Origin of the sequence: Pseudonocardia sp. McavD-2-B (assembly GCF_024124365.1) — a bacterium.
GTDB lineage: Bacteria > Actinomycetota > Actinomycetes > Mycobacteriales > Pseudonocardiaceae > Pseudonocardia > Pseudonocardia alni.
This window is the reverse complement of record NZ_JAMXSG010000083.1, coordinates 1-20,015: the sequence shown is the minus strand read 5'-3', so window position 1 is coordinate 20,015 and position 20,015 is coordinate 1. Positions and strand designations below refer to the sequence as shown.

Here is a 20,015-nt window from a genome sequence, read left to right as displayed (position 1 = left end):
GCCGCGGACGCGGCCCGCTCCAGGTAGCGGCTGCGGTCGCGGACGGCGTCGGGGACCGGCAGCGTCGCCGCCCGGAGCCAGTGCCGGTGCGCCTCGGCGTAGCCGCGCAGCCGTTCGGCCTCCTGCGCCGCCTCGAGGGTCGCCTCCAGCGCCTCGTCCGGGCGCCCGGCGAGCTGCCAGTGGTGGGCGAGGCGGGCCGCCGACCCGGGGACGCGGTGGCCGCCGTGCAGCGCGGTGGCGTAGCGGACGTGCAGCTCGACCCGCTCGGCGGGGAGCAGGTCGGCGGAGACGACCTCGGTCATCAGGCCGTGCCGCAGCGTGTAGCCGTCGGCACCGGCGACGACGACGAACCCGGCGTCAGCCGCCTCCCGCACGGCCGCGGCCAGCTCCGGCCCGTCGACGTCGACGACGGCGGCCAGCAGCGTGTGCTCGACCTCCCCGACCCCGGCCGCCACGGCCCGCACGACCTCCACCGCCCCCGTCGACAGCCCGGCGGCTCCCGCCCGCACCAGCTCGCGGACGGTCTGCGGCACGCCCCGCGGGTCCCCGTCGAGCACGGCACGGACGGTCTCGCGGGCCAGGAACACGTTCCCGCCGGAGTGCCGCCACACCAGGTCCTCGACGTCGTGGCGCCCCGGTGCCCACTGCGCGACCAGCTCGGCCAGCTCGTGCCGGGGCAGCGGCTCCACCCGGGCGAAGCGCACGCCGCGGTGGCGGCGCAGCTCCCCGGTGAGCCCGAGCAGGTCGATCGGGACGCCACCGGCCGGGTCGTCGCGGTAGGTGCCGACCAGCAGCACCGGCGACGACGACAGCGCCGCCAGCAGGTAGGCGAACAGGTCGCGGGTGGAGCGGTCGGCGCGGTGCAGGTCGTCGACGACGAGCACCACCGGACCCCGGCGGGCCGCCCGCTCGACGACGGCGGCCAGCTCGCCCAGCATCTCGACCCGCCCGGCCGGCCCGTCGGCGCGGTCCAGCCTCGACAGCGCGGCCGCGCACTCCCGGCCCAGCGCGCCGCGGGTGCGGGACTGCTCTCGCAGCGCGGACACGACAGGCCAGAACGGCGGGGCGTCGGCGATGTCGAGCGCGCGGCCGGACAGCACGACCGCGCCGCCGCTCGTCGCGGTGCGGCCGAACTCCGACACCAGCCGGGTCTTGCCGACCCCCGCGTCGCCGCCGAGGAGCACGGCCGAGGCCCCGCCGGCGACGGCGTCACGCAGCGCATCGGCGAGCAGGTCCAGCTCCGCGACTCGGCCGTGGAACACCTCGGCCGGGGTCTCCCTCACGCCCGGCCACGATAGTGACGGTGTCGTCACCGTTCCAGGGTTCCTGCGGCGACGGTGCGCCGGGCGAGCAGGATCGACAACCAGGCGTGGATGCGGGCGTCGGGTTCGCAACCCCGGCCGTCCCACGGGTGCAGCAGGTCGGCGTACCAGGAGGCCTCGGTGCGGGCGTCGGCGACGAGCTCGTCGCCACCGCACAGGGCCAGCGCCATCTCGCAGGCGGCACGCACACGCCACACCCAGAGCCGCTCGAACACCGTCACCCCGACACCGTCACACCCGGGCACTCGTCGGGCCGGCGCCGCTGGTTACAGGCGCGGCGTCACGACCCGGCGACCTCGATCACGACCTTGCCGACCGCCCCGCCGGACCGCAGGTGTGCGACGGCGCCGGGGGCGTCGTCCAGCGACACGACCCGGTCGACGGTGGCGCGCACCCGGCCCGCGCCGACCAGGCCGAGGACCGGCGTCAGCGCGGCGGCGACGGCGGCCCGCTCCTCGGCGGTGCGGACGCTGAAGGTGGTCCCGATCAGGCGGAGTCTGCGGAAGGACAGGGTGTTCAGGTCCAGCGTCGCCGACGGCCCGGCGAGCCGGCCGATCTGCACGACGGTCCCGCCGATCCGCACGGCGGGCAGGGCAGCGGTCAGGTAATCGCCGCCGACGAGGTCCAGCACGACGTCGACGGGCCCGTCGACGTCGCCCAGCGCGTCGACCCCGACGAGCGGGACCGCCCCGGCGTCGACGAGCGCGGCGCGCTTGGCGGGCGAGGTCGTCGTCGCGAGGACCGGTGCGGCCCCCAGCGCGGCGGCGAGCCGGATCGCGACCTGCCCGACCCCCGTACTGCCGCCGAGCACCAGAACGGCGCCGCCGTCGGTGCCGAACCCGGCCTGGGTGACCAGCGCGTCGTGCGCGGTCTCCAGCGCGACCGGCAGCGCGGCGGCGTCGGTCCAGGACAGGCCGGACGGGACCGGCAGGGCGCGGCGGGCGTCGACGACGGCGTACTCGGCGAACGCGGCGGGAGCGGACGCGAACACCCGGTCCCCCGGCCCGCGGCCCGGGGCACCGGTGACGCCCGGACCGGCGTCGACGACCTCACCGGCGAGCTCCATGCCCGCGGTGAACGAGCCGTCGTCGTCGGCGTGCGGGACGGGATAGCCGCCGCCCAGCGCCAGCAGGTCGGCCCGGTTCACCCCGGCCGCCCGGACCCGCACGAGCAGCTCCCCCGGGCCCGGGACCGGGGTGTCGATCTCGTCGACCTCCCAGGTCCGGGCACCGGGACGGCCGCGCAGGGCCCGCATCACTTCTTCCGGGGGCGCTTCTCGCGGACCCGGACCGAGACGCGGATCGGCGTGCCGCCGAACCCGAACTCCTCGCGCAACCGGCGCTCGACGAAGCGCCGGTAGCCCGCCTCGAGGAACCCGCTGGTGAACAGCACGAACGTCGGCGGGCGGGTCTGCGCCTGCGTCGCGAACATGATCTTCGGCTGCTTCCCGCCGCGGACCGGCGGCGGGGTCGCGGCGACGAGGTCGTTGAGCCACTGGTTGAGCCGCCCGGTCGGCACCCGGGTGTCCCAGGACTCCAGCGCGCGGTTCAGCGCGGGCGCGATCCGCTGGGTCGACCGCCCGGTCAGCGCGGAGACGTTGACCCGCTCCGCCCAGCGCACGCTGATCAGGTCGCGCTCCAGCTCACGGGTGAGCTGGTGGCGACGCTCCTCGTCGACCTTGTCCCACTTGTTGAACAGGATCACCAGGGCGCGCCCGGACTCCACCACCATCGTCAGGACCCGCTGGTCCTGCTCGGCGATCGGCTCGGAGGCGTCGAGCAGCACCAGCGCGACCTCGGCGGACTCGATCGCGGAGCTCGTCCGCAGCGAGGCGTAGTACTCCATGCCCGAGGCCATCTTGACCCGCTTGCGCAGGCCGGCGGTGTCGACGAAGCGGAACACCTGGCCGTCGAGCTCGACCAGGGAGTCGACCGGGTCGACGGTGGTGCCCGCGACGTCGTGGACGACCGACCGCTCCTCGCCCGCCAGCTTGTTCAGCAGGCTGGACTTGCCGACGTTCGGCTTGCCGACGAGCGCGACGCGGCGCGGGCCGCCCCCGGAGGCGCCGAAGTCGTCACGCGGGGTCTCGGGGAGGATGTCCAGGATCGCGTCGAGCAGGTCACCGGAGCCGCGGCCGTGCAGACCCGACACCGGGTGCGGCTCGCCGAGACCGAGCCGCCACAGGTCGGCGGTGTCGGAGGTGAGCCGGTCGTCGTCGACCTTGGTGGCGCACAGCATCACCGGCACGTCGGCGCGGCGCAGGACCCGCGCGACGGCCTGGTCGGTCGCGGTGGCGCCGACCGAGGCGTCGACGACGAGCAGCACCGCGTCGGCGAGACGCATCGCGGTCTCGGCCTGCTTCGCGACGAACCCCTGCAGGCCGGCGGCGTCGGGCTCCCAGCCACCGGTGTCCATCAGCTTGAACCGGCGGCCGTTCCACAGCGCGTCGTAGACGACGCGGTCACGGGTCACCCCCGGCACGTCCTGCACGACCGCCTCGCGACGGCCCAGCATGCGGTTGACCAGGGTCGACTTGCCGACGTTCGGGCGGCCGACGACGGCCAGGGTCGGGGTCGCCAGCGTCTCGTCGGGGTCGATCCCCGCGGTGACGACGCCCTCCTCGTCGACGGCCACGAACTCCGTCGGGTCCAGCCCGAGCCGGTCCATCTCGGCCCGGTCGGCCGCGTCACCGATCTCGACACCGCTGCGGTACGCCCCGCCGAGGCTCGTTCCGCGTTCGCTGCTCTCGCTCACTGCTCTCTCACGTCCCCGGCCGCGTCGGGCCGTGTCACTTGCCTGTGTTCGTTGTCCAGTTCGCGGACCAGTGTCCGCAGGGCCTCCGTGACCTCGGTGGTCGCGGCGGCCAGGCCGTTCCGTCCCGGCGCCGTCGGCGCCGGCAGCGGGTCGCCGACCAGCACGTCCACCCGGGGGCGGAGGCGGCGGGCCGCACCCGCCGGGCGGTGCGTGCCGCGCACCGCCACCGGGAGCAGCGGCGCCGATGCCGAGCGGGCCAGCCAGGCCGCGCCCTGCCGGGCCCTGCCGATGTCGCTGCCGACCTCGCCGGTGCCGCGGGTGCCCTCCGGGAAGACGGCGACCATGCCGCCGTCGCGCAGGACCTCCAGCAGGGTCGTCAACGGCCGCCGGTCGACGACGTCCCGCCGCACCGGCACCTGCCCCAACCACCGCAGCAGTGTCCCCACGATCCCGGAGAACATCTCCGCCTTCACGAGGAACACCACGCGGCGCCCGAACATGCCGAACAGCAGCGGTCCGTCGACGAACGCGCTGTGGTTCGCGACGAGCACCACCGGGCCGGTCGCCGGGATACGCTCCCGGTGCCGGATCCGCACCCGGAAGAACGGGACCCACAGCCAGGTGCCGATCCAGCGGCCGAGGTCGTGCAGCCACCCGAGAGCGTGCTCCGGCAGCGCACGCGCCCGGCTCACCCGTCCAGCCCCCGCGCGGAGACGAGCTCGCGCAGCTTCGCCAGCACGGCGTCCGCCGACAGGCGGTCGGTGTCGAGCACCAGCGCGTCCGCCGCCGCGTAGAGCGGCGAGACCCGGCGCGACGAGTCGAGCCGGTCCCGCCGTTCGACGTCGGCGAGGGTGACGTGCAGGTCGGCCTTGCGGCCCGCCTTCTCGTCCTGCCGCCCGCGCCGCGCCGCGCGGACCTCCGGCGACGCCGTCAGGTAGACCTTGAGGGGCGCGTCCGGAACCACGACGGTACCGATGTCGCGCCCCTCGACGACCATCCCGCCGCCGCTCCCGACGGCCGCGCGGATCAGGGCGTGCTGGCGGGCGACCATCTCGGCCCGGACCTGCGGCACCGCGGAGACGGCCGAGACGAACCCGGTCACCTCGGTGCCGCGGATCGGGCCGGAGACGTCCTCACCGTCGAGGGTGATCGTCGGGGCGACCGGGTCGGTGCCCGACTCCAGACGGGCCCCGATGGCGGCGCGGGCGATCTCGTCCTCCGTCGCACCCTCGCCCAGGCCGGCGCGCAGCGCGGCCAGCGTCGCGGCGCGGTACATGGCCCCGGTGTCCAGATAGGCCGCCGAGCAGGCCTGCGCCAGCCGTCGGGAGACGGTCGACTTGCCCGTCCCGGACGGACCGTCCATCGCGACGACGCCCCGCAAGGCCACCTTGTTCCCCCACCGTGTTCGAGTTGCTGCGTCCGGCATTGTCGCCGGTCGGCCCCCGCCACGACGGGGCGGGGTGTCCTACTGGGGCAGATCGGTGCGCAGCGCCCGCGCCCCGTGCAGGTAGACGTGCCGCATCGCCGAGCGCGGCTTCGGGGTGTCGACGTGGGCGAGCAGCCGCAGCACCCGCGGCAGCGCGCCGGGCACCGCCATCTCGGTGGCGCACATCAGCGGCACGTCGGTCAGCCCGAGCAGCCGTGCCGCGTACGCCGGGAACTCGGCGGTGAGGTCCGGGGTGGCGGTGAACCAGATCGAGATGATGTCGTCGGAGCGCAGCTCGTTGCGCTCCAGGACCGCGGTGACCAGCTCGGCGGAGCGGTCGAGGATCTCCTGCCGGTCGTCGGCGTCGACCTGGGTCGCGCCCCGTAGGGCCCGCACGGCCATCAGAGACCGACCGCCTTGTACAGCGAGCCCACCTCGACGCGGTCGAGGGGCCGCAGCTTGCCGGGACGCTGGTTGCCCAGGGCGACCGAGCCGACGTGGGTCCGCACCAGACGCAGCACCGGGTGGCCGACCTCCGAGAGCATCCGCCGCACGATGTGCTTGCGCCCCTCGTGCAGGACCAGCTGCACCGTGGCGCGGCCGGGGACGGCGTCGACGAGCTTGAACGCGTCGACGCGGGCGATGCCGTCCTCGAGCTCGATGCCGTCGCGCAGCCGCCGCCCGAGGTCCCGGGCGATCTTGCCCTCGATCTCGGCGAGGTAGGTCTTGGGCACCTCGTAGGACGGGTGCATCAGCCGGTGGCCGAGCTCGCCGTCGTTGGTGAGCAGCAGCAGCCCCTCGGTCTCGGCGTCGAGCCGGCCGACGTGGAACAGCCGCTGCGCAGTGTTCATGATCTCGACGCGGTCGGCGAGCAGGTCACCGATGCAGGGCCGGCCCATGTCGTCGGACATCGTGGAGTGCAGCCCGAACGGCTTGTTCAGCGCCAGGTAGACCTGGTCGTCGCGCAGGGTGACCCGGGCGCCGTCGACGTGGACGACTGCGGTGTCCGGGTCGATCCGGCGGCCCTGCTCACGGACGGTCTCGCCGTCGACCTGCACGCGTCCCTGCGCGATGAGGTCCTCGGCCGCGCGCCGGGAGGCGACGCCCGCGCGGGCCAGCACCTTCTGGAGCCGGACGCCGTCGGGGTCGTGTGTGTTGCTCATGGTGCCTAGCTTTCCAGGTCGTCGATCGCGTCGATGTCGGGCAGCAGCGGTGCCAGCGGGGGCAGCTCGGCCACGGAGGAGATCCCGAGCCGTTCGAGGAACAGCTCGGTCGTCCGGAACAGTGTCCCCCCTGTGTGTTCCTCGGTGCCGGCCTCCTCCACCAGTCCACGGGTGAGCAGGGTGCGGAGCACGCCGTCGCAGTTGACGCCGCGGACCGCGGAGACCCGTGCACGGGTGACCGGCTGGCGGTAGGCGACGACGGCGAGGGTCTCCAGCGCGGCCCGGGTCAGCCGGGCGCGCTGGCCGTCCATCAGCATCTTCTCGACGTAGGGGGCGTAGCGGTCGCGCGTGTAGAACCGCCAGCCCTCCCCCGCGCGGCGCAGGTCGATGCCGCGCCGTTCGGCGGTGTAGGCCAGCGACATCCGGTGCAGCGTCTGCCGGATCCGCGACGGCGTCTGGTGCAGCGCCGTGGCCAGGGACGGCTCGTCGACGGGGGCGTCGACGACGAGCAGCAGCGCCTCCAGGGCGTGCTCGAGCTCGGTGTCGTCGGCGAGCTCGTGGAACTCGGGCCCCTCGGGTTCCGGCTCGTCCTGGGTTCCGGGTTCCTCCGCTCGGGGGTCCTCTGCTCCGCGGGCCTTCGGCCCGTTCTCCGGCGCAGCCGAGTCGTCCGGCCCGGCAGCCGGGTCGGGATGGACGGAGTCGCGCCCACCGGGCCGCCCGGACCGGTCGTCCTGGACGTCGAGCGTTGCGGATGCGTCGTTGCGAGCACCGTTTCGCGACGCTCGACCGTCGGTCGACGTGTCCGAGGGGGCGGCATCGCCGGCGGTGGGGTCACCGGACCGGTCGAGATGCACGTTTCCGCCCTCGGCGGGGCCGGAACGTGCGTCTCGATAGCCCGGCGTCGCAGGTGCGGTGGTGACGGGTCCGGAGACCGCCGGCTCGGTGCCGGCGAGCCGGGCCGCCACGGGCTCGGTGTCGGCTGCGGGCCCGGCGTCCCGGGCGGGCTCCGCGGAGCGGGCGAGCTCGGCGTCGGCGGTCGTCGCCTCCTCGTCGGCCCCGTCGGCCCCGTCGGCGGCCCCGTCGGCCCCGTCGGCCACATCGGCCCCATCGGCCCCATCGGCCCCATCGGCCGTAGCCTCCGGCTCCGGAGCGGCTCGGTCGTCCGCGCCGGCCGCGACCTGCGGCGACGCGGTGGCGTGCGGGCTGCGCGGCACCGTGCGGCCGATCAGGCGCAGCAGCTCGGACGGGTCCTCCGGGTCGTCGGAGCCCGGCCGGTCGTCCGGCTCAGTCACCGGTGGTTCCGGTCCTCTCGTCGTCGGGGTCGGGACGGTGCACGTGCAGACCGTCGAGGTCCGCGTCCGAGCCGTCGGGATCCAGATCCGCCTCGTCCGGTCGGTCGAGGTCGGAGTCCGGACCGCCGAGGTCGTCGAGGTCCGCGTCCGGGTCGTCCAGATCGGTGTCCGGATCGTCGAGGTCCGCGTCCGGGTCGTTCAGATCCGTGTCCGGGTCGTCCAGGTCCGCGTCCGGGTCGTCCAGGTCCGTATCCGGATCGTCCAGGCCCGCGTCCCGAGCCTCCGGGTCCGCTCCGGAATCGGAGTCGGCGGCGGAGTCAGGGGCGGAGCCGGGGCCGGACGCGACCGACTCGTCGACGCGGTTCTTCTTCCGGCGGCGCCGGTTGCGCGCCCGCACCGCCTCCTCGGCGGCCGCGGCCTCGTCCTCCAGCGCGGCGGCGTAGGCGACCGGGTCGTCCTCGCGGTCCGCGGTCCAGGTGACCGTCAGGTCGGCGAACGCCTCCGGCTGCTCCAGGGCCACCGATCGCTCCCGGTACAGCTCCAGCAGTGCCATGAACCGGGCGATGACCTCCAGCGTCGCGACGCAGTCGGCGGTCAGATCGGCGAAGGTGGCCGTCCCGGCGAGCGCGAGCCGCTCCCGCAGGATCGCCGCGTGCTCGGGCACCGACACGTGCACCGCGTGCAGGTGGTCGACGCCGACCTCGTCGGGCGGGCGCGGCCGGAACACCGCGGCGGCGAGCTCGGCGAAGGCCTGCGCGTCGACGCCGAGCAGCACCTCGGGCAGCAGGTCGGCGTAGCGGTCCTCGATCGCGACCGAGCGCGGGAAGCGGCGCATCGCGCCGTTCTCCAGCTCGACGAACAGCGCCGCGGCCTCCTTGTAGGCGCGGTACTGCAGCAGCCGGGCGAACAGCAGGTCACGGGCCTCGAGCAGGGCGAGGTCGTCCTCGTCGTCGACCTCGGCGCCGGGGACGAGCCGCGCGGCCTTCAGGTCGAGCAGGGTCGCCGCGACGACCAGGAACTCGGTGATCTCGTCGAGGTCGGCGTCGTCGCCGAGGTCGGTGAGATGGGCGATGAAGTCGTCGGTGACCTTGTGCAGGGCCATCTCGGTGAGGTCGAGCTCGTGCTTGCCGATCAGCTGCAGCAGCAGGTCGAACGGGCCCTCGAAGTTGTACAGCCGGACGGTGAAACGACGGGCCCGCGGCGCGGCGACGTCGTTGTCGTCGAGACCGTCGCCCAGACCTTCGGGAGCACCGTCGGCGAGCAGCGTCACCGGGCGATGACCTCGCGGGCGAGCATCCGGTACGCCTCCGCGGCGTACGACGTGGGCGCCCACGTCGTGATCGGCTCCCCGGCGACCGTGGTCTCCGGGAACTTGATCGTCCGGTTGATGACGGCGTCGAACACCTTGTCCCCGAACGCCTCCACCACGCGGTCGTGGACCTCGCGGGTGTGCAGCGTGCGGGTGTCGAACATCGTCGGGAGCACGCCGAGCAGGCGCAGGTCCGGGTTGAGCCGCTCGGTGACCTTGTCGATGGTGTCCATCAGCAGTGCCACGCCGCGCAGCGAGAAGAACTCGCACGCCAGCGGGATGAGGACCTCGTCGGCGCAGGCGAGCGCGTTGATCGTGAGCAGGCCCAGCGACGGCTGGCAGTCGATGAGCACGATGTCGTAGTCGGGCAGGAACCGCTTGAGGGCGCGGCCGAGTGCCTGCTCCCGGCCGACCTCGGTGACGAGCTGGACCTCGGCCGCCGACAGGTCGATGTTCGACGGCAGCAGGTCCAGGTTCTCGACGCCGGTGTCCTGGAGCACCTCGTCTGCCTCGACGCCGCGTTCCATCAACAGGTTGTAGACGGTGGACTCGAGCTGGTGGGGCTGCACGCCGAGGCCCACCGACAGCGCGCCCTGCGGGTCGAAGTCGACGAGCAGGACCCTGCGGCCGTACTCGGCGAGCGCGGCCCCGAGGTTGATCGTCGACGTCGTCTTCCCGACGCCGCCCTTCTGGTTCGCCACCGCGATCACGCGGGCCGGGCCGTGCACCGACAGCGGTGCGGGCTCGGGAGCGCGCGCGCTGGTGGTCTGGGTGCCTCGCCCGTGATCCGGCGTCGGCTCGTCGCTCGGGTCGTCGGGCCTGCCCTGGGCCTCCGGCCGCGTCGGGTTCATGCGGTCTCCGGTCTCGTCGCGGGTACCGTGCCGGGTCCCGGGTCCCGGTCAGGGCCTGAGACCGCACTGCAGGAGATGTCCCCACGTGCGGCGACGTCCCCGTCGGGCCACGTCGCGGTATGGATTTCCAGGTCACCCTACCTGCGGGCGGGCGCCGTCCGGCCGACGGTGCGCCCCGGCGTGTCGCGCCTCAGCGGGCGGGCAGGACCGAGACCCCGCCCGCGCTGCTCTTCGCGGTGATCCGGTGGTCGGCACCGGGCTGGTCGGGGACGCCGACCTCGGTCGACCCGGCGGAGGTCTCGGCGGTCACCTCGTAGGCCGGACCCACCGGGACCCGGATCTCGACGCCGCCGGCGCTGGACTCCGCGGTCACGTCCGCGGCCGCCGCGGCGAAGGTCAGCTCGACCGCGCCGGCGCTGGATCTCGCCCGCACGTCGCCCGGTCCGGCACCGGTGGCGCTGACCTCGCCCGCCGACGACGTCAGGTCCAGCGCCCCGGTCAGTCCCTGGACCTCGATGCCGCCCGCACGCAGGTCGACCAGCGCCGACGACGAGGCGGGCGCGGTCACCACGAGACCGGCCTGGCAGCGGTCGCCGCCCTGGTCCGGGCAGCGGACGGTGACCCGCAGGACGCCGCCGTCGACCTTCTGCTCGACCTGCGGGCGGGCGTCGCCGGTCCACCGCAGGTCCTGCTCGACCGACGCCTTCTCCCCCGCGACGAGGCGCAGCGCCCCGGCGTCGGAGTCGACCTCGACCCGGGTGACCGTCCCGTCGACGGGCTCGTTCACCGCCTGCTGCTGCTCCTGCCCGGCGGCGGCACCACCGCATCCGGCCAGGAGGAGTCCCGCCACGACCGCCGTCACCCACGCTCCGTACCGCATGGGCCCCGGAACGTAGTCGTTCGCCGTCCCACGCCGAGCGCCGCCCCCACGATCACGGATCGGGCACCGATCCGGTCGCTCACCGACTCCGACGGTGCCGGATCCGTGATCACCCGGTGGCGAGCCGGAGTGCGCGGCGGATCTCGGCGACCACCCGCCCGGGTGCGGTGTCGAGGTCGTGCCAGGTCACCCGCAGGATCGTCCAGCCGTGGCCGGCCAGGACGTTGCCCTTGCGCCGGTCGTTGCGGAACCGCGCGACGTCGCTGTGCCACGCCCACCCGTCGAACTCGACGCCGACCCGTTCGGCCGGGAAGGCGAGGTCGAGCTCGTAGGGGCCGACCCGGTGGGCCCGTACCCACCCGGTCAGACCGGCCTCCCGCAGCACACGCATCAACCGCCGTTCGGCACCGGACCCGGCCCGGTCCCCCGCGGCGACGAGCAGCTCCCGTGCCCGGGGCGCGCCGGTGGCCCCGGTCATCCGGCACCAGGCCGCGTGCAGCGCACCGAACATCATCCCGCGCTGCAGCGCCCGGTCGAGGAGCGCGGCGCCGTCCGGCAGCGCGACGGCGGTCTCCAGCACGGTGAGTGGCCGCGCCGTCACCCCGACACCGCGGCGCACACCCCGGTCGGCCGGGTGCAGGTCCCGGCGGCGCACCCGCACCCCGGGTCGCACGGCGCGACGGGTCCGCCGCGGCACCGTCACCCCGGCGACGACCGGGGCGGCGTCGAGGATCCCGTGCCACCAGGCCGCGGCCGGCCCGTGCAGCACCGCGTCCGGACCCGCCCGGAACGACACCGCGCGCAGCCGGGCCTCGGGGCCGTACGGATGCGTCCGGTCGTGGTGGACTCCGGGCAGCGGGGTCCACCAGTGGCCCGCTGCGACCCGGCGGTAGACCGACCGGGCCGGGACCCCGCAGGCCACGGCCTGCGTCGTCGTCACCACACCGGCCTGTGCACGCAGCAGCTCCCACAGCTCCATCCGGCCACCCTGCCCACCGGCGCCGCCCCCCACCCCGGAACCGGACCCCTCCGTCGCGAACGCGAACGCGTGATCACGGATCGGGCACCGGACGCGTCGGTGGGCGACCGGGACGGTGCCCGATCCGTGATCACCCCCGGGCGCGGGGGTGCGCGGTGGCGTAGACCTCGCGCAACGTGTCGACGGTGACGTGGGTGTAGATCTGCGTGGTCGCGACGCTCGCGTGCCCGAGCAGCTCCTGCACCACCCGTACGTCGGCGCCGCCGGAGAGCAGGTGGGTGGCGAAGCAGTGCCGCAGGGTGTGCGGGGAGACCGCGGCGACGACGTCGCCGGGCAGCCCGGACGCCTCGGCGGCGGCGCGCAGGACGTGCCAGGCGCTCTGCCGGGACAGCCGGTTGCCGCGGGCGTTGAGCAGCAGCGCCGGGCTGCCCGTGCCCCGTCCGGCGAGGTCGGGCCGGGCCCGGACCCGGTAGGCGTCGACGGCGGCCAGCGCGGGGCGCCCGACGGGCACGATCCGCTGCTTGTTCCCCTTGCCGTGCAGCAGGATCGTCCGCGCGTCCGGGTCCAGGTCGTCGAGGTCGGCGCCGACGACCTCGGAGATCCGGGCGCCGGTGGAGTACAGCAGCTCCAGCAGGGCCCGGTCGCGCAGCCCGACCGGTCCGTCGGACACGCAGCCGGCGAGGAGCTGGTCGACCTGGTCGACCGTCAGCGCGGACGGCAGCCGCGAGCCCAGCGCGGGCGGCGCCACCCCGGCCGCGACGTCGGTCGGGGTCAGCCCCTCGTACAGCGCGAACCGGTGCAGCCCGCGCACCGCGGCCAGCGCCCGCGCCGCCGAGGACGCGGCCAGCGGGCGCTCCCCCGTGCGCAGCGCCGTGACGAACGCGGCGACGTCGGCCTCGGCCACCTGGGTCAGCTCCGCGCGTCCCAGGTGGTCGAGGTGGTCGAGGTAGCGCCCGAGGTCGAGCCGGTAGGAGCGGAGGGTGTTCTGCGCCCGTCCCCGTTCGACGGCCAGGTGGTCGAGGTAGTCCTCGGCCACCCGGCGCACGGTCGGCACCGTCAGTCCCGCAGGGCCGGGACGACCTCGCGCTCGAACAGCTCGATGCCCGACCGGTCGTAGGCGGCCTCGGGGAAGTAGAAGATGCCGTAGCTCATGCCGACGGCCTGCAGCGCGGAGAGCTTCTCCACGATCTGCTCCGGGGTCCCGACGCCGGGCATCCCGCGGAACGCACCCAGCGCGCCCTGGGCCTTCTCCGCACCGACGATCGGCTCCAGCCGGGCGACGAGCCGGGCGAGCCGCTCCTCCACCTCGGCCTCGGTGTGCCCGATCGCGACGTTGTAGTTGGCCGAGCGGACGATGGCGTCGTAGTCGGTGCCGACGTCGCGGCAGTGGTCGGCGAGCAGCGCCGACTTGTGCCGGAAGCCGTCGAGGGTGCCGTCGAAGTTGGTGTACTGCGCGTACTTCGCGGCGATCTTGAGGGTGACCTTCTCGCCGCCGCCGGCGATCCACAGCGGGATGCCGCCGTCCTGGAGCGGGCGGGGCGCGACGATGGCGTCGTCGACGGTGTAGTGCTTCCCGTTCAGGGTGGCCCGGCCCTCGCGCCAGGCCTGGGCGAAGATCTGCACGCCCTCGTCGAGCATGCCGAGCCGCTCGCCGGGCCGGGGGAAGCCGTAGCCGTAGGCGCGCCACTCGTGCTCGTACCAGCCGCCGCCGATGCCCATCTCGACGCGGCCCTTGGAGATGACGTCGGTGGTGGCGGCGACCTTCGCCAGGTACGCGGGGTTGCGGTAGGCCATGCAGGTGCACATCTGGCCGAGCCGCACCCGCTCGGTCGTCGCGGCGAAGGCGGCCATCAGGCTCCACGCCTCGTGGCAGGCCTCGTCGGTGGGCGCGGGGACGGTGTGGAAGTGGTCGTACACCCAGACCGACTCCCAGACGTCGCCGCGGTCGGCGTGCTCGGCGAGGCCGCGCATCACGTCCCACTGGGCGGCGGGGTCGATGCCGACGAGGTCGAGACGCCAGCCCTGGGGCACGAAGAGTCCGAAACGCATGCGCCGAGCCTAGGACGTCCGTCGCGCGGCGACCCGTAAGGGCAGTCTGCACAGTGGTCGGCCCCAGACCGGGCACATCGCCCCGTGACCGGGCTCTGACCTGCACCTACCGTTCTCGCAACCAGCCGAGAGGAGACCGAGATGAGCGGTGGGGTCGGTACGGACGACTACGCCCTGACCAGGGTTCCGGAGCACGCCCGGTACTCGTGGTGGAGCGTGGCGGTACAGCGGTTCGGGCAGGTGTCGGCCCTGAGCCAGTTCCTGCTCGGCTCGACACTCGGGTTCGGGATGGGGTTCTGGGACGCCTTTCTCGCCTTCACCCTCGGCGCGGTGATCCTGGAGCTGGTCTCGATCGGCGTCGGGATCATCGGCTGCAAGGAGGGCCTGAACACCTCGCTGCTGGCCCGCTGGACCGGCTTCGGCCACGGCGGCAGCGCGCTGATCGGCGTCGCGATCGGGGTGAGCCTCGTCGGCTGGTTCGGCGTGCAGTCCGGGGTCTCGGCCGAGGGCCTGGTCACGCTGATCGGCGGGCTGCCGGTCTGGGCGTGGTCGCTGGTGTTCGGCCTGGTCGTCACCATGATCGTGCTGTGGGGCTTCGGCTCGATGCAGTGGGTCGCCTACATCACCGTGCCGGCGTTCCTGGTGCTGGTCGGCTGGTCGATCGGCAGCGCCCTGCTCGGCCACGACCTCGGCGCGCTCATGGCGAGCCCGCCGCCGGGGCCGTCGATCTCGCTGGTCGAGGGCACGACGCTGGTCGCGGGCGGCTTCATCGTCGGGGCGATCATCACCCCGGACATGACCCGGTTCAACCGGACCTCCGCCGACGTGGTCAAGCAGACCGTCGTCGGGTTCACCCTCGGCGAGTACGTGATCGGCATGTCCGGTGTGCTGCTGGCGCACGCCATCCGCTCCGACGACATCATCACCATCGTCACGTCGTCGGTCGGCTGGGTCGGGACGCTGATCATCATCCTCGGCACCCTCAAGATCAACGACTGGAACCTTTACTCGTCCGGGCTGGGCGTGGTGAACTTCGCGGGAACCGTGCTCGGGCGCACCGTGAGCCGCCCGATGGTCACCCTCGCGCTCGGCGTGGTCGGCTCGCTGCTGGCCGCGGGCGGCATCCTCGACCTGTTCACCGGGTTCCTGTCGGTGCTGGGCGTGGTGTTCCCGCCGATCGCCGGGATCATGGTCGCCGAGTACTTCGTGGTGAAGCGCTGGCGCGGTGACCTGGAGGCGGCGCGGGCCACCGGTGCGCTGCCCGCCACCTCACCGACCTGGGTCCCGGCGACGCTGGCCGTCTGGGCCGCGTCGGCCCTGCTCGGCGGTCTCGTCGACGCCGGACTGCCCAGCGTGAACTCGATCGTGGCGGCCTTCGTGCTCTACGTCGTCGCCGGACGGCTCGGGCTGCTCCGCGGGATCGGTGTCAGCCGCACCGAGGCGCCGGGCCGGGCCGCAACCCCCGCCGTCACGTCCTGACCCGCACTCCGCGCCGCCCGCCCGTGACGTCACGGGCGGGCGGCGCGGCACCACCGAAGGAGCACTCCATGCGTATCGGCATCGACGTCGGCGGCACCAACACCGACGCCGTCCTGCTCGACGACGCCCCGTCCGGCGGTGTCCGGGTGCTGGCCGCCGTCAAGTCCGCGACCACCGACGACGTCACCTCCGGCATCGTCGGCGCGCTCACCGGGCTGCAGGCCGACCACCCGTTCTCCCCCGCCGACGTCGACGCCGTGATGATCGGGACGACGCACTTCGTCAACGCCCTGGTCGAGGCCCGTCGGCTCGCCCCCACCGCGGCGCTGCGCCTGGGCCTGCCCGCCACCGCGGCGCTGCCCCCGATGGTCGACTGGCCGCAGCGGCTGGTCGACGCGATCGCCGGGCGCGGCTACCTCGCCCACGGCGGCCACGAGTTCGACGGCCGCCGCATCTCCCCGCTCGACCCGGACGAGCTGCGCCGCCACGCCGCGGACATGGCCGCCCACGGCGTCCGCTCGGTCGCGATCTCCTCGGTGTTCTCCCCGGTGACCAGCGAGTGCGAGCTGGCCGCCGCGGAGATCATCGCCGAGGAGCTGGGCCCGGACGTGCCGATCTCGCTGTCCCACGAGATCGGCCGGGTCGGGCTGCTGGAGCGGGAGAACGCGACGATCGTCAACGCCGCGCTGCGCGAGCTCGCCGCGCACATCGTCGACGCGCTCGCCGGGGCGGTGCAGGGCCAGGGCATCACCGCACCGCTGTACCTGTCGCAGAACGACGGCACCCTGATGGACGTCGGCTACACCCGTCGGTACCCGGTGGCGACGTTCGCCTCCGGCCCGACGAACTCGATGCGCGGCGCCGCCGTGCTGTCCGGGCTGGGCACCTGCGCGGTCGTCGACGTCGGCGGCACCACCTCCGACGTCGGCGTGCTGACCGCGGGCTTCCCGCGCGAGGCCGCCGTCGAGGTCAGCGTGGCCGGGGTGCGCACCAACTTCCGGATGCCCGACGTGCTCAGCGTCGGCATCGGCGGCGGCTCCCTGGTCCGCACCGGCTCCCCCGAACGGCCCGACGGGCCCACCGTCGGCCCGGACTCGGTCGGCTACCGGCTCACCGAGCGGGCACTGGTGTTCGGCGGCGACACCCTGACCGCGACCGACATCGCCGTCGCGGCGGGCCGGGCCGACATCGGCGACCGCTCCCTGGTCGCCGGGCTGTCCCGGGAGCTGGTGACCGCGGCGCTGGACCGGATCGCCTCCGACGTCGCCGACGTCGTGGACCGGATGCGGATCTCCGCCGACCCGCTGCCGGTGGTCGCCGTCGGCGGTGGCTCGGTGCTGCTGCCCGAGGCGTTCCCCGGGCTGGGCGCGGTGCACCGCCCGGAGAACTTCGCCGTCGCCAACGCCATCGGCGCGGCGATCGCGCAGGTCGGCGGCGAGGTCGACCGGGTGTACGCGATCGAGCCCGGCCGCCGCGACGCCGTCGTCGACGCCGCCAAGCAGGAGGCCGTGGACCGTGCGGTCGCCTCCGGCGCCGACCCCGGCTCGGTCGCGCTCGTCGACTTCGACGAGGTCCCCATCCCCTACCTGCCCGGCAACGCGACCCGCATCCGCGCGAAGGCGGTCGGCGACCTGCGCCTGGAGCGGACGGTGACCCGGTGACGGCGCTGCTGACCGCCGAGGACCTGCCCGCGCTCGCCCGGGGCGCGGCGCTTCTGGGGACCGGCGGTGGCGGCGACCCCTACCTCGGACGGCTGCTGGCGCAGCGGGCGCTGCGCGAGCACGGTCCCGTGCCGCTCGTCGCCCCCGCCGACCTGCCCGACGACGCCGCCGTGTTCGTCGTCGCGCAGATGGGGGCGCCGACGGTGAGCGTCGAGAAACTGCCCGCCTACGACGAGATCGGCCGCGCGGTCACCGCGCTCGCCGCGCACCTGGGGGTCACGCCCACCCACGTGGCGTGCATCGAGGCCGGTGGCATCAACTCCACGATCCCGGTGGCCGGTGCGGCGATGCTCGGGCTGCCGCTGGTCGACGGCGACGGCATGGGCCGGGCGTTCCCCGAGCTGCAGATGGTGCTGCCCGGCGTCGCCGGCGTCCCCGCCACCCCGATGTCGATCACCGATGAGCAGGGCAACACCGGCATCCTGGGCTGCCCGACCGCGAAGTGGGCCGAGGACCTCGCCCGCTGCATGACCATCACCATGGGCTGCACCGCGATCATCTCGAACTATCCGATGACCGGCGCCCGGGCGCGGGAGACGATGATCCGCGGCACCCTCGGGCTCTGCGTGCGGATCGGGCGCGCCATCGCCGGGGCCCGGGCCGGGTTCACCGACCCGGTCGCGGCGGCCGCCACCGTGGTCGGCGGGCGGGTCGTGCACACCGGGAAGGTCGTCGACGTCGAGCGGCGCACCACCACGGGGTTCGCCCGCGGGACGGCGACGCTGTCCGGCGGCTGTGTCCTGCGGTTCCAGAACGAGCACCTGATCGCCGAGGTCGACGGCACGACCGTCGTCACCACCCCGGACCTGATCATGGTGCTGGACACCGCGACCGGGGAGCCGGTGACCACCGAGGCGCTGCGCTTCGGGCACCGGGTCAGCGTGCTCGCCGCCCCCGCGGACCCGCGCTGGCACACCCCGGAGGCGATCGCCGTCGTCGGACCGCGGTACTTCGGCTACGACACCGACCCCGTGCGGGTCCACGACACCGTGACGGACGGAGCACCGGTATGACCTGGACCCTGACCCCGGACGACCTGCCCGACCTCGCCCGCGGCGCCGCGCTGCTCGGCACCGGCGGCGGCGGGGACCCCTACATCGGGCGCCTCATGGTGGAGCAGGCGATGCGCGAGTACGGACCCGTCACCGTGCTCGACCCGGCCGACCCCGCCGACCTGCCCGACGACCTCTTCGTCATCGCGACGGCGATGATGGGCGCGCCCACGGTGATGATCGAGAAGATCCCCCGCGGCGACGAGCCGGTGCTCGCCCTGCGCCGCCTGGAGCAGCACCTCGGGCGCACCGCCGACGCGACCATCCCGATGGAGTGCGGCGGCATCAACTCGATGATCCCGCTGGTCGTCGCGGCCCGGACCGGGCTTCCGGTCATCGACGGCGACGGCATGGGCCGGGCGTTCCCGGAGCTGCAGATGGAGACCTTCGGGGTGTACGGCGTGCCCGGGTCGCCGATGGTCGTCGCCGGGGACCACGGCGAGTCGGTGCTCATCGACACCGGCACCGACAACCACCGCATGGAGCACCTGGCGCGCGGCGCCGCCATCCGGATGGGCGGGTCGGCGCTGATCGCGGAGTACCCGATGTCCGGCGCCGACGTGCGCCGCACCGCGATCCCACACACCCTCACCCTGGCGCTGCGGCTGGGCCGGGCGATCCGGGAGGCACGCGAGCAGCTCGGCGACCCGGTCGGGGCGATCGCCGACGCCCTCGCCCCGACCCTGTACCGGCACCTGCGGGTGCTGTTCGCCGGCAAGGTCTCCGACGTCGAGCGGCGCACCGTCGACGGGTTCGCCCGCGGCACCGCGCGGTTCACCGCGTTCGACGGCGGCTCCGAGCTCCGTACCGTCTTCCAGAACGAGACCCTGGTCGCGACCGTCGACGACACCACCGTCGCGGTCGTCCCGGACCTCATCTGCGTGCTGGAGGCCGAGTCCGGGGAACCCATCACCACCGAGGCGCTGCGCTACGGCCAGCGCGTCGTCGTGGTGGGGATCTCGACGCCGGACATGATGCGCACGCCGGAGGCCCTCGCGGTGTTCGGGCCGGCCTGCTTCGGGCTGGACGTGCCGTTCGTGCCGCTGGAGACCGCGGTCCCGCGGGGAGCGGGCGCCGCGGACCGGGTCTGACCTGGCAGCATCCCCGTCGTGGAGGTGACCGCAGGCGACGTCGACGCCCTCGTCACCGGGGTGCTGCTGCTGGGCTCCGGCGGGGGTGGCGACGCCCGGGTGTACGCCCACGTGCTGCGCTCGGTGCTGGTGGCGGGCCCGGTCCGGCTGCACTCCCCCGCCGAGCTCGGCGACGCCCCGGTGCTGCCGGTCGGGATGCTCGGCGGCACCCGGGTGCTGGGCGAGAAACTGCCCTCGGGCGACGAGCTGCCCGCGGCCGTGCGCGCGCTGGTCCGCTGGACCGGGGTCACCCCGGCCGCGGTCATGCCGTTCGAGGCGGCCGGCCTGAACGGGGTGCTGCCGCTGCCGCTGGCCCACCAGCTGGGGCTGCCGCTGGTCGACGCCGACCTGATGGGGCGCGCGCTGCCCCGGGTCGACCAGCTGACCCGGGTCGTCGCCGGGGGTGCGGTGACGCCGATGGCGCTGGCCGAGCCGGCGGGGCAGACCGTCGTCGTCGACGGTGGGGACCCGGTGTCGACCGAGCTGACCGTGCGCGCGTTCGTCGCCCAGGCGGGTGGCTGGGCCGGGGCCGTGATGGCGCCGGCGCCGGCTGCGGCCGCGCTCGGCGACGCCTGCCTGGGCACGCTGGGCCGCGCGCTGGGGCTGGG

The 20,015-nt window shown here is 74.6% G+C and carries 19 protein-coding genes and 1 pseudogene; 5 read left to right on the top strand and 15 right to left on the bottom strand.

Features of this window, described 5'->3' with window-relative positions; all coding sequences use genetic code 11:
* From NH602_RS13470 to NH602_RS13395, 15 genes and pseudogenes are all read right to left on the bottom strand, one after another.
* The coding region (locus NH602_RS13470; protein ID WP_253067999.1) for an AAA family ATPase at positions 1 to 1,283 on the bottom strand (1,283 nt) is incomplete at its 3' end.
* 26 nt (positions 1,284 to 1,309) lie between these two features.
* The gene (locus tag NH602_RS13465) at positions 1,310 to 1,543 is read right to left on the bottom strand and encodes a hypothetical protein (protein ID WP_253067998.1); all 234 of its coding nucleotides are present in this window, start codon (positions 1,541 to 1,543) and stop codon (positions 1,310 to 1,312) included.
* A gap of 59 nt (positions 1,544 to 1,602) precedes the next feature.
* Positions 1,603 to 2,577 carry a zinc-binding dehydrogenase gene (locus NH602_RS13460; RefSeq protein ID WP_218899205.1) on the bottom strand — a complete coding sequence of 325 codons (975 nt, stop codon included), beginning with the start codon at positions 2,575 to 2,577 and terminating at the stop codon, positions 1,603 to 1,605.
* Positions 2,577 to 3,989, bottom strand: a complete 1,413-nt coding sequence (gene der / locus NH602_RS13455) for a ribosome biogenesis GTPase Der (protein WP_179762784.1) — start codon at positions 3,987 to 3,989, stop codon at positions 2,577 to 2,579. Before der ends, NH602_RS13460 begins: the two co-directional genes overlap by 1 nt.
* Positions 3,990 to 4,072: 83 nt before the next feature.
* Positions 4,073 to 4,768: a 1-acyl-sn-glycerol-3-phosphate acyltransferase gene (locus NH602_RS13450; protein WP_073575211.1), complete on the bottom strand. Its 696-nt coding sequence runs from the start codon at positions 4,766 to 4,768 to the stop codon at positions 4,073 to 4,075.
* Positions 4,765 to 5,502: a (d)CMP kinase gene (gene cmk, locus NH602_RS13445; RefSeq protein ID WP_253067997.1), complete on the bottom strand. Its 738-nt coding sequence runs from the start codon at positions 5,500 to 5,502 to the stop codon at positions 4,765 to 4,767. The genes NH602_RS13450 and cmk overlap by 4 nt, the downstream gene beginning before the upstream one ends.
* A gap of 39 nt (positions 5,503 to 5,541) precedes the next feature.
* Positions 5,542 to 5,904: a chorismate mutase gene (gene aroH, locus NH602_RS13440; protein WP_073575213.1), complete on the bottom strand. Its 363-nt coding sequence runs from the start codon at positions 5,902 to 5,904 to the stop codon at positions 5,542 to 5,544.
* Positions 5,904 to 6,665 (bottom strand): pseudouridine synthase, encoded by a 762-nt coding sequence (locus tag NH602_RS13435; protein ID WP_100877411.1) that lies wholly within the window; start codon positions 6,663 to 6,665, stop codon positions 5,904 to 5,906. The genes aroH and NH602_RS13435 overlap by 1 nt, the downstream gene beginning before the upstream one ends.
* 5 nt (positions 6,666 to 6,670) lie before the next feature.
* On the bottom strand, positions 6,671 to 7,957 hold the full coding sequence (gene scpB, locus NH602_RS31915) for an SMC-Scp complex subunit ScpB (RefSeq protein ID WP_308292836.1): 1,287 nt from the start codon (positions 7,955 to 7,957) through the stop codon (positions 6,671 to 6,673).
* Positions 7,958 to 8,357: 400 nt separating this feature from the next.
* Positions 8,358 to 9,221, bottom strand: a pseudogene (locus NH602_RS13420) (ScpA family protein); the annotation flags it as partial.
* 2 nt (positions 9,222 to 9,223) lie between these two features.
* Complete coding sequence (locus NH602_RS13415; protein WP_073575215.1) at positions 9,224 to 10,117, bottom strand: ParA family protein; 894 nt, start codon at positions 10,115 to 10,117, stop codon at positions 9,224 to 9,226.
* Positions 10,118 to 10,307: 190 nt separating this feature from the next.
* Positions 10,308 to 10,979 carry a DUF4097 family beta strand repeat-containing protein gene (locus tag NH602_RS13410; RefSeq protein ID WP_073575216.1) on the bottom strand — a complete coding sequence of 224 codons (672 nt, stop codon included), beginning with the start codon at positions 10,977 to 10,979 and terminating at the stop codon, positions 10,308 to 10,310.
* Between the two features lie 127 nt (positions 10,980 to 11,106).
* Positions 11,107 to 11,976: a type IV toxin-antitoxin system AbiEi family antitoxin domain-containing protein gene (locus tag NH602_RS13405; protein ID WP_253067996.1), complete on the bottom strand. Its 870-nt coding sequence runs from the start codon at positions 11,974 to 11,976 to the stop codon at positions 11,107 to 11,109.
* A 130-nt stretch (positions 11,977 to 12,106) separates the two neighbouring features.
* Positions 12,107 to 13,021: a site-specific tyrosine recombinase XerD gene (locus NH602_RS13400; RefSeq protein WP_374210166.1), complete on the bottom strand. Its 915-nt coding sequence runs from the start codon at positions 13,019 to 13,021 to the stop codon at positions 12,107 to 12,109.
* A gap of 11 nt (positions 13,022 to 13,032) precedes the next feature.
* Positions 13,033 to 14,025 (bottom strand): LLM class F420-dependent oxidoreductase, encoded by a 993-nt coding sequence (locus NH602_RS13395; RefSeq protein WP_253067994.1) that lies wholly within the window; start codon positions 14,023 to 14,025, stop codon positions 13,033 to 13,035.
* A gap of 141 nt (positions 14,026 to 14,166) precedes the next feature.
* Between NH602_RS13395 and NH602_RS13390 the strand changes: the two genes are divergently transcribed.
* From NH602_RS13390 to NH602_RS13370, 5 genes are all read left to right on the top strand, one after another.
* The gene (locus NH602_RS13390; RefSeq protein WP_179760149.1) at positions 14,167 to 15,504 is read left to right on the top strand and encodes a cytosine permease; all 1,338 of its coding nucleotides are present in this window, start codon (positions 14,167 to 14,169) and stop codon (positions 15,502 to 15,504) included.
* 68 nt (positions 15,505 to 15,572) lie between these two features.
* Positions 15,573 to 17,165, top strand: a complete 1,593-nt coding sequence (locus NH602_RS13385) for a hydantoinase/oxoprolinase family protein (protein ID WP_179760150.1) — start codon at positions 15,573 to 15,575, stop codon at positions 17,163 to 17,165.
* On the top strand, positions 17,162 to 18,238 hold the full coding sequence (locus NH602_RS13380; RefSeq protein ID WP_253067993.1) for a DUF917 domain-containing protein: 1,077 nt from the start codon (positions 17,162 to 17,164) through the stop codon (positions 18,236 to 18,238). Before NH602_RS13385 ends, NH602_RS13380 begins: the two co-directional genes overlap by 4 nt.
* A complete protein-coding gene (locus NH602_RS13375) occupies positions 18,235 to 19,368 on the top strand; it encodes a DUF917 domain-containing protein (RefSeq protein WP_253067992.1) in 1,134 nt (377 codons plus the stop codon). Before NH602_RS13380 ends, NH602_RS13375 begins: the two co-directional genes overlap by 4 nt.
* 18 nt (positions 19,369 to 19,386) lie before the next feature.
* Positions 19,387 to 20,015, top strand: a 629-nt coding sequence (locus NH602_RS13370) for a DUF917 family protein (RefSeq protein WP_253067991.1), incomplete at its 3' end; no start/stop codon positions are given.

Bases quoted from the DNA above. Each gene is read 5' to 3' on its own strand.
- NH602_RS13460 (WP_218899205.1), bottom strand. From the start codon at position 2,577: ATGCGGGCCCTGCGCGGCCGTCCCGGTGCCCGGACCTGGGAGGTCGAC.
- der (WP_179762784.1), bottom strand. From the start codon at position 3,989: ATGGACCGGCTCGGGCTGGACCCGACGGAGTTCGTGGCCGTCGACGAG.
- cmk (WP_253067997.1), bottom strand. From the start codon at position 5,502: ATGCCGGACGCAGCAACTCGAACACGGTGGGGGAACAAGGTGGCCTTG.
- aroH (WP_073575213.1), bottom strand. From the start codon at position 5,904: ATGGCCGTGCGGGCCCTACGGGGCGCGACCCAGGTCGACGCCGACGAC.
- NH602_RS13435 (WP_100877411.1), bottom strand. From the start codon at position 6,665: ATGAGCAACACACACGACCCCGACGGCGTCCGGCTCCAGAAGGTGCTG.
- NH602_RS13415 (WP_073575215.1), bottom strand. From the start codon at position 10,117: ATGAACCCGACGCGGCCGGAGGCCCAGGGCAGGCCCGACGACCCGAGC.
- NH602_RS13405 (WP_253067996.1), bottom strand. From the start codon at position 11,976: ATGGAGCTGTGGGAGCTGCTGCGTGCACAGGCCGGTGTGGTGACGACG.
- NH602_RS13395 (WP_253067994.1), bottom strand. From the start codon at position 14,025: ATGCGTTTCGGACTCTTCGTGCCCCAGGGCTGGCGTCTCGACCTCGTC.
- NH602_RS13390 (WP_179760149.1), top strand. From the start codon at position 14,167: ATGAGCGGTGGGGTCGGTACGGACGACTACGCCCTGACCAGGGTTCCG.
- NH602_RS13385 (WP_179760150.1), top strand. From the start codon at position 15,573: ATGCGTATCGGCATCGACGTCGGCGGCACCAACACCGACGCCGTCCTG.
- NH602_RS13375 (WP_253067992.1), top strand. From the start codon at position 18,235: ATGACCTGGACCCTGACCCCGGACGACCTGCCCGACCTCGCCCGCGGC.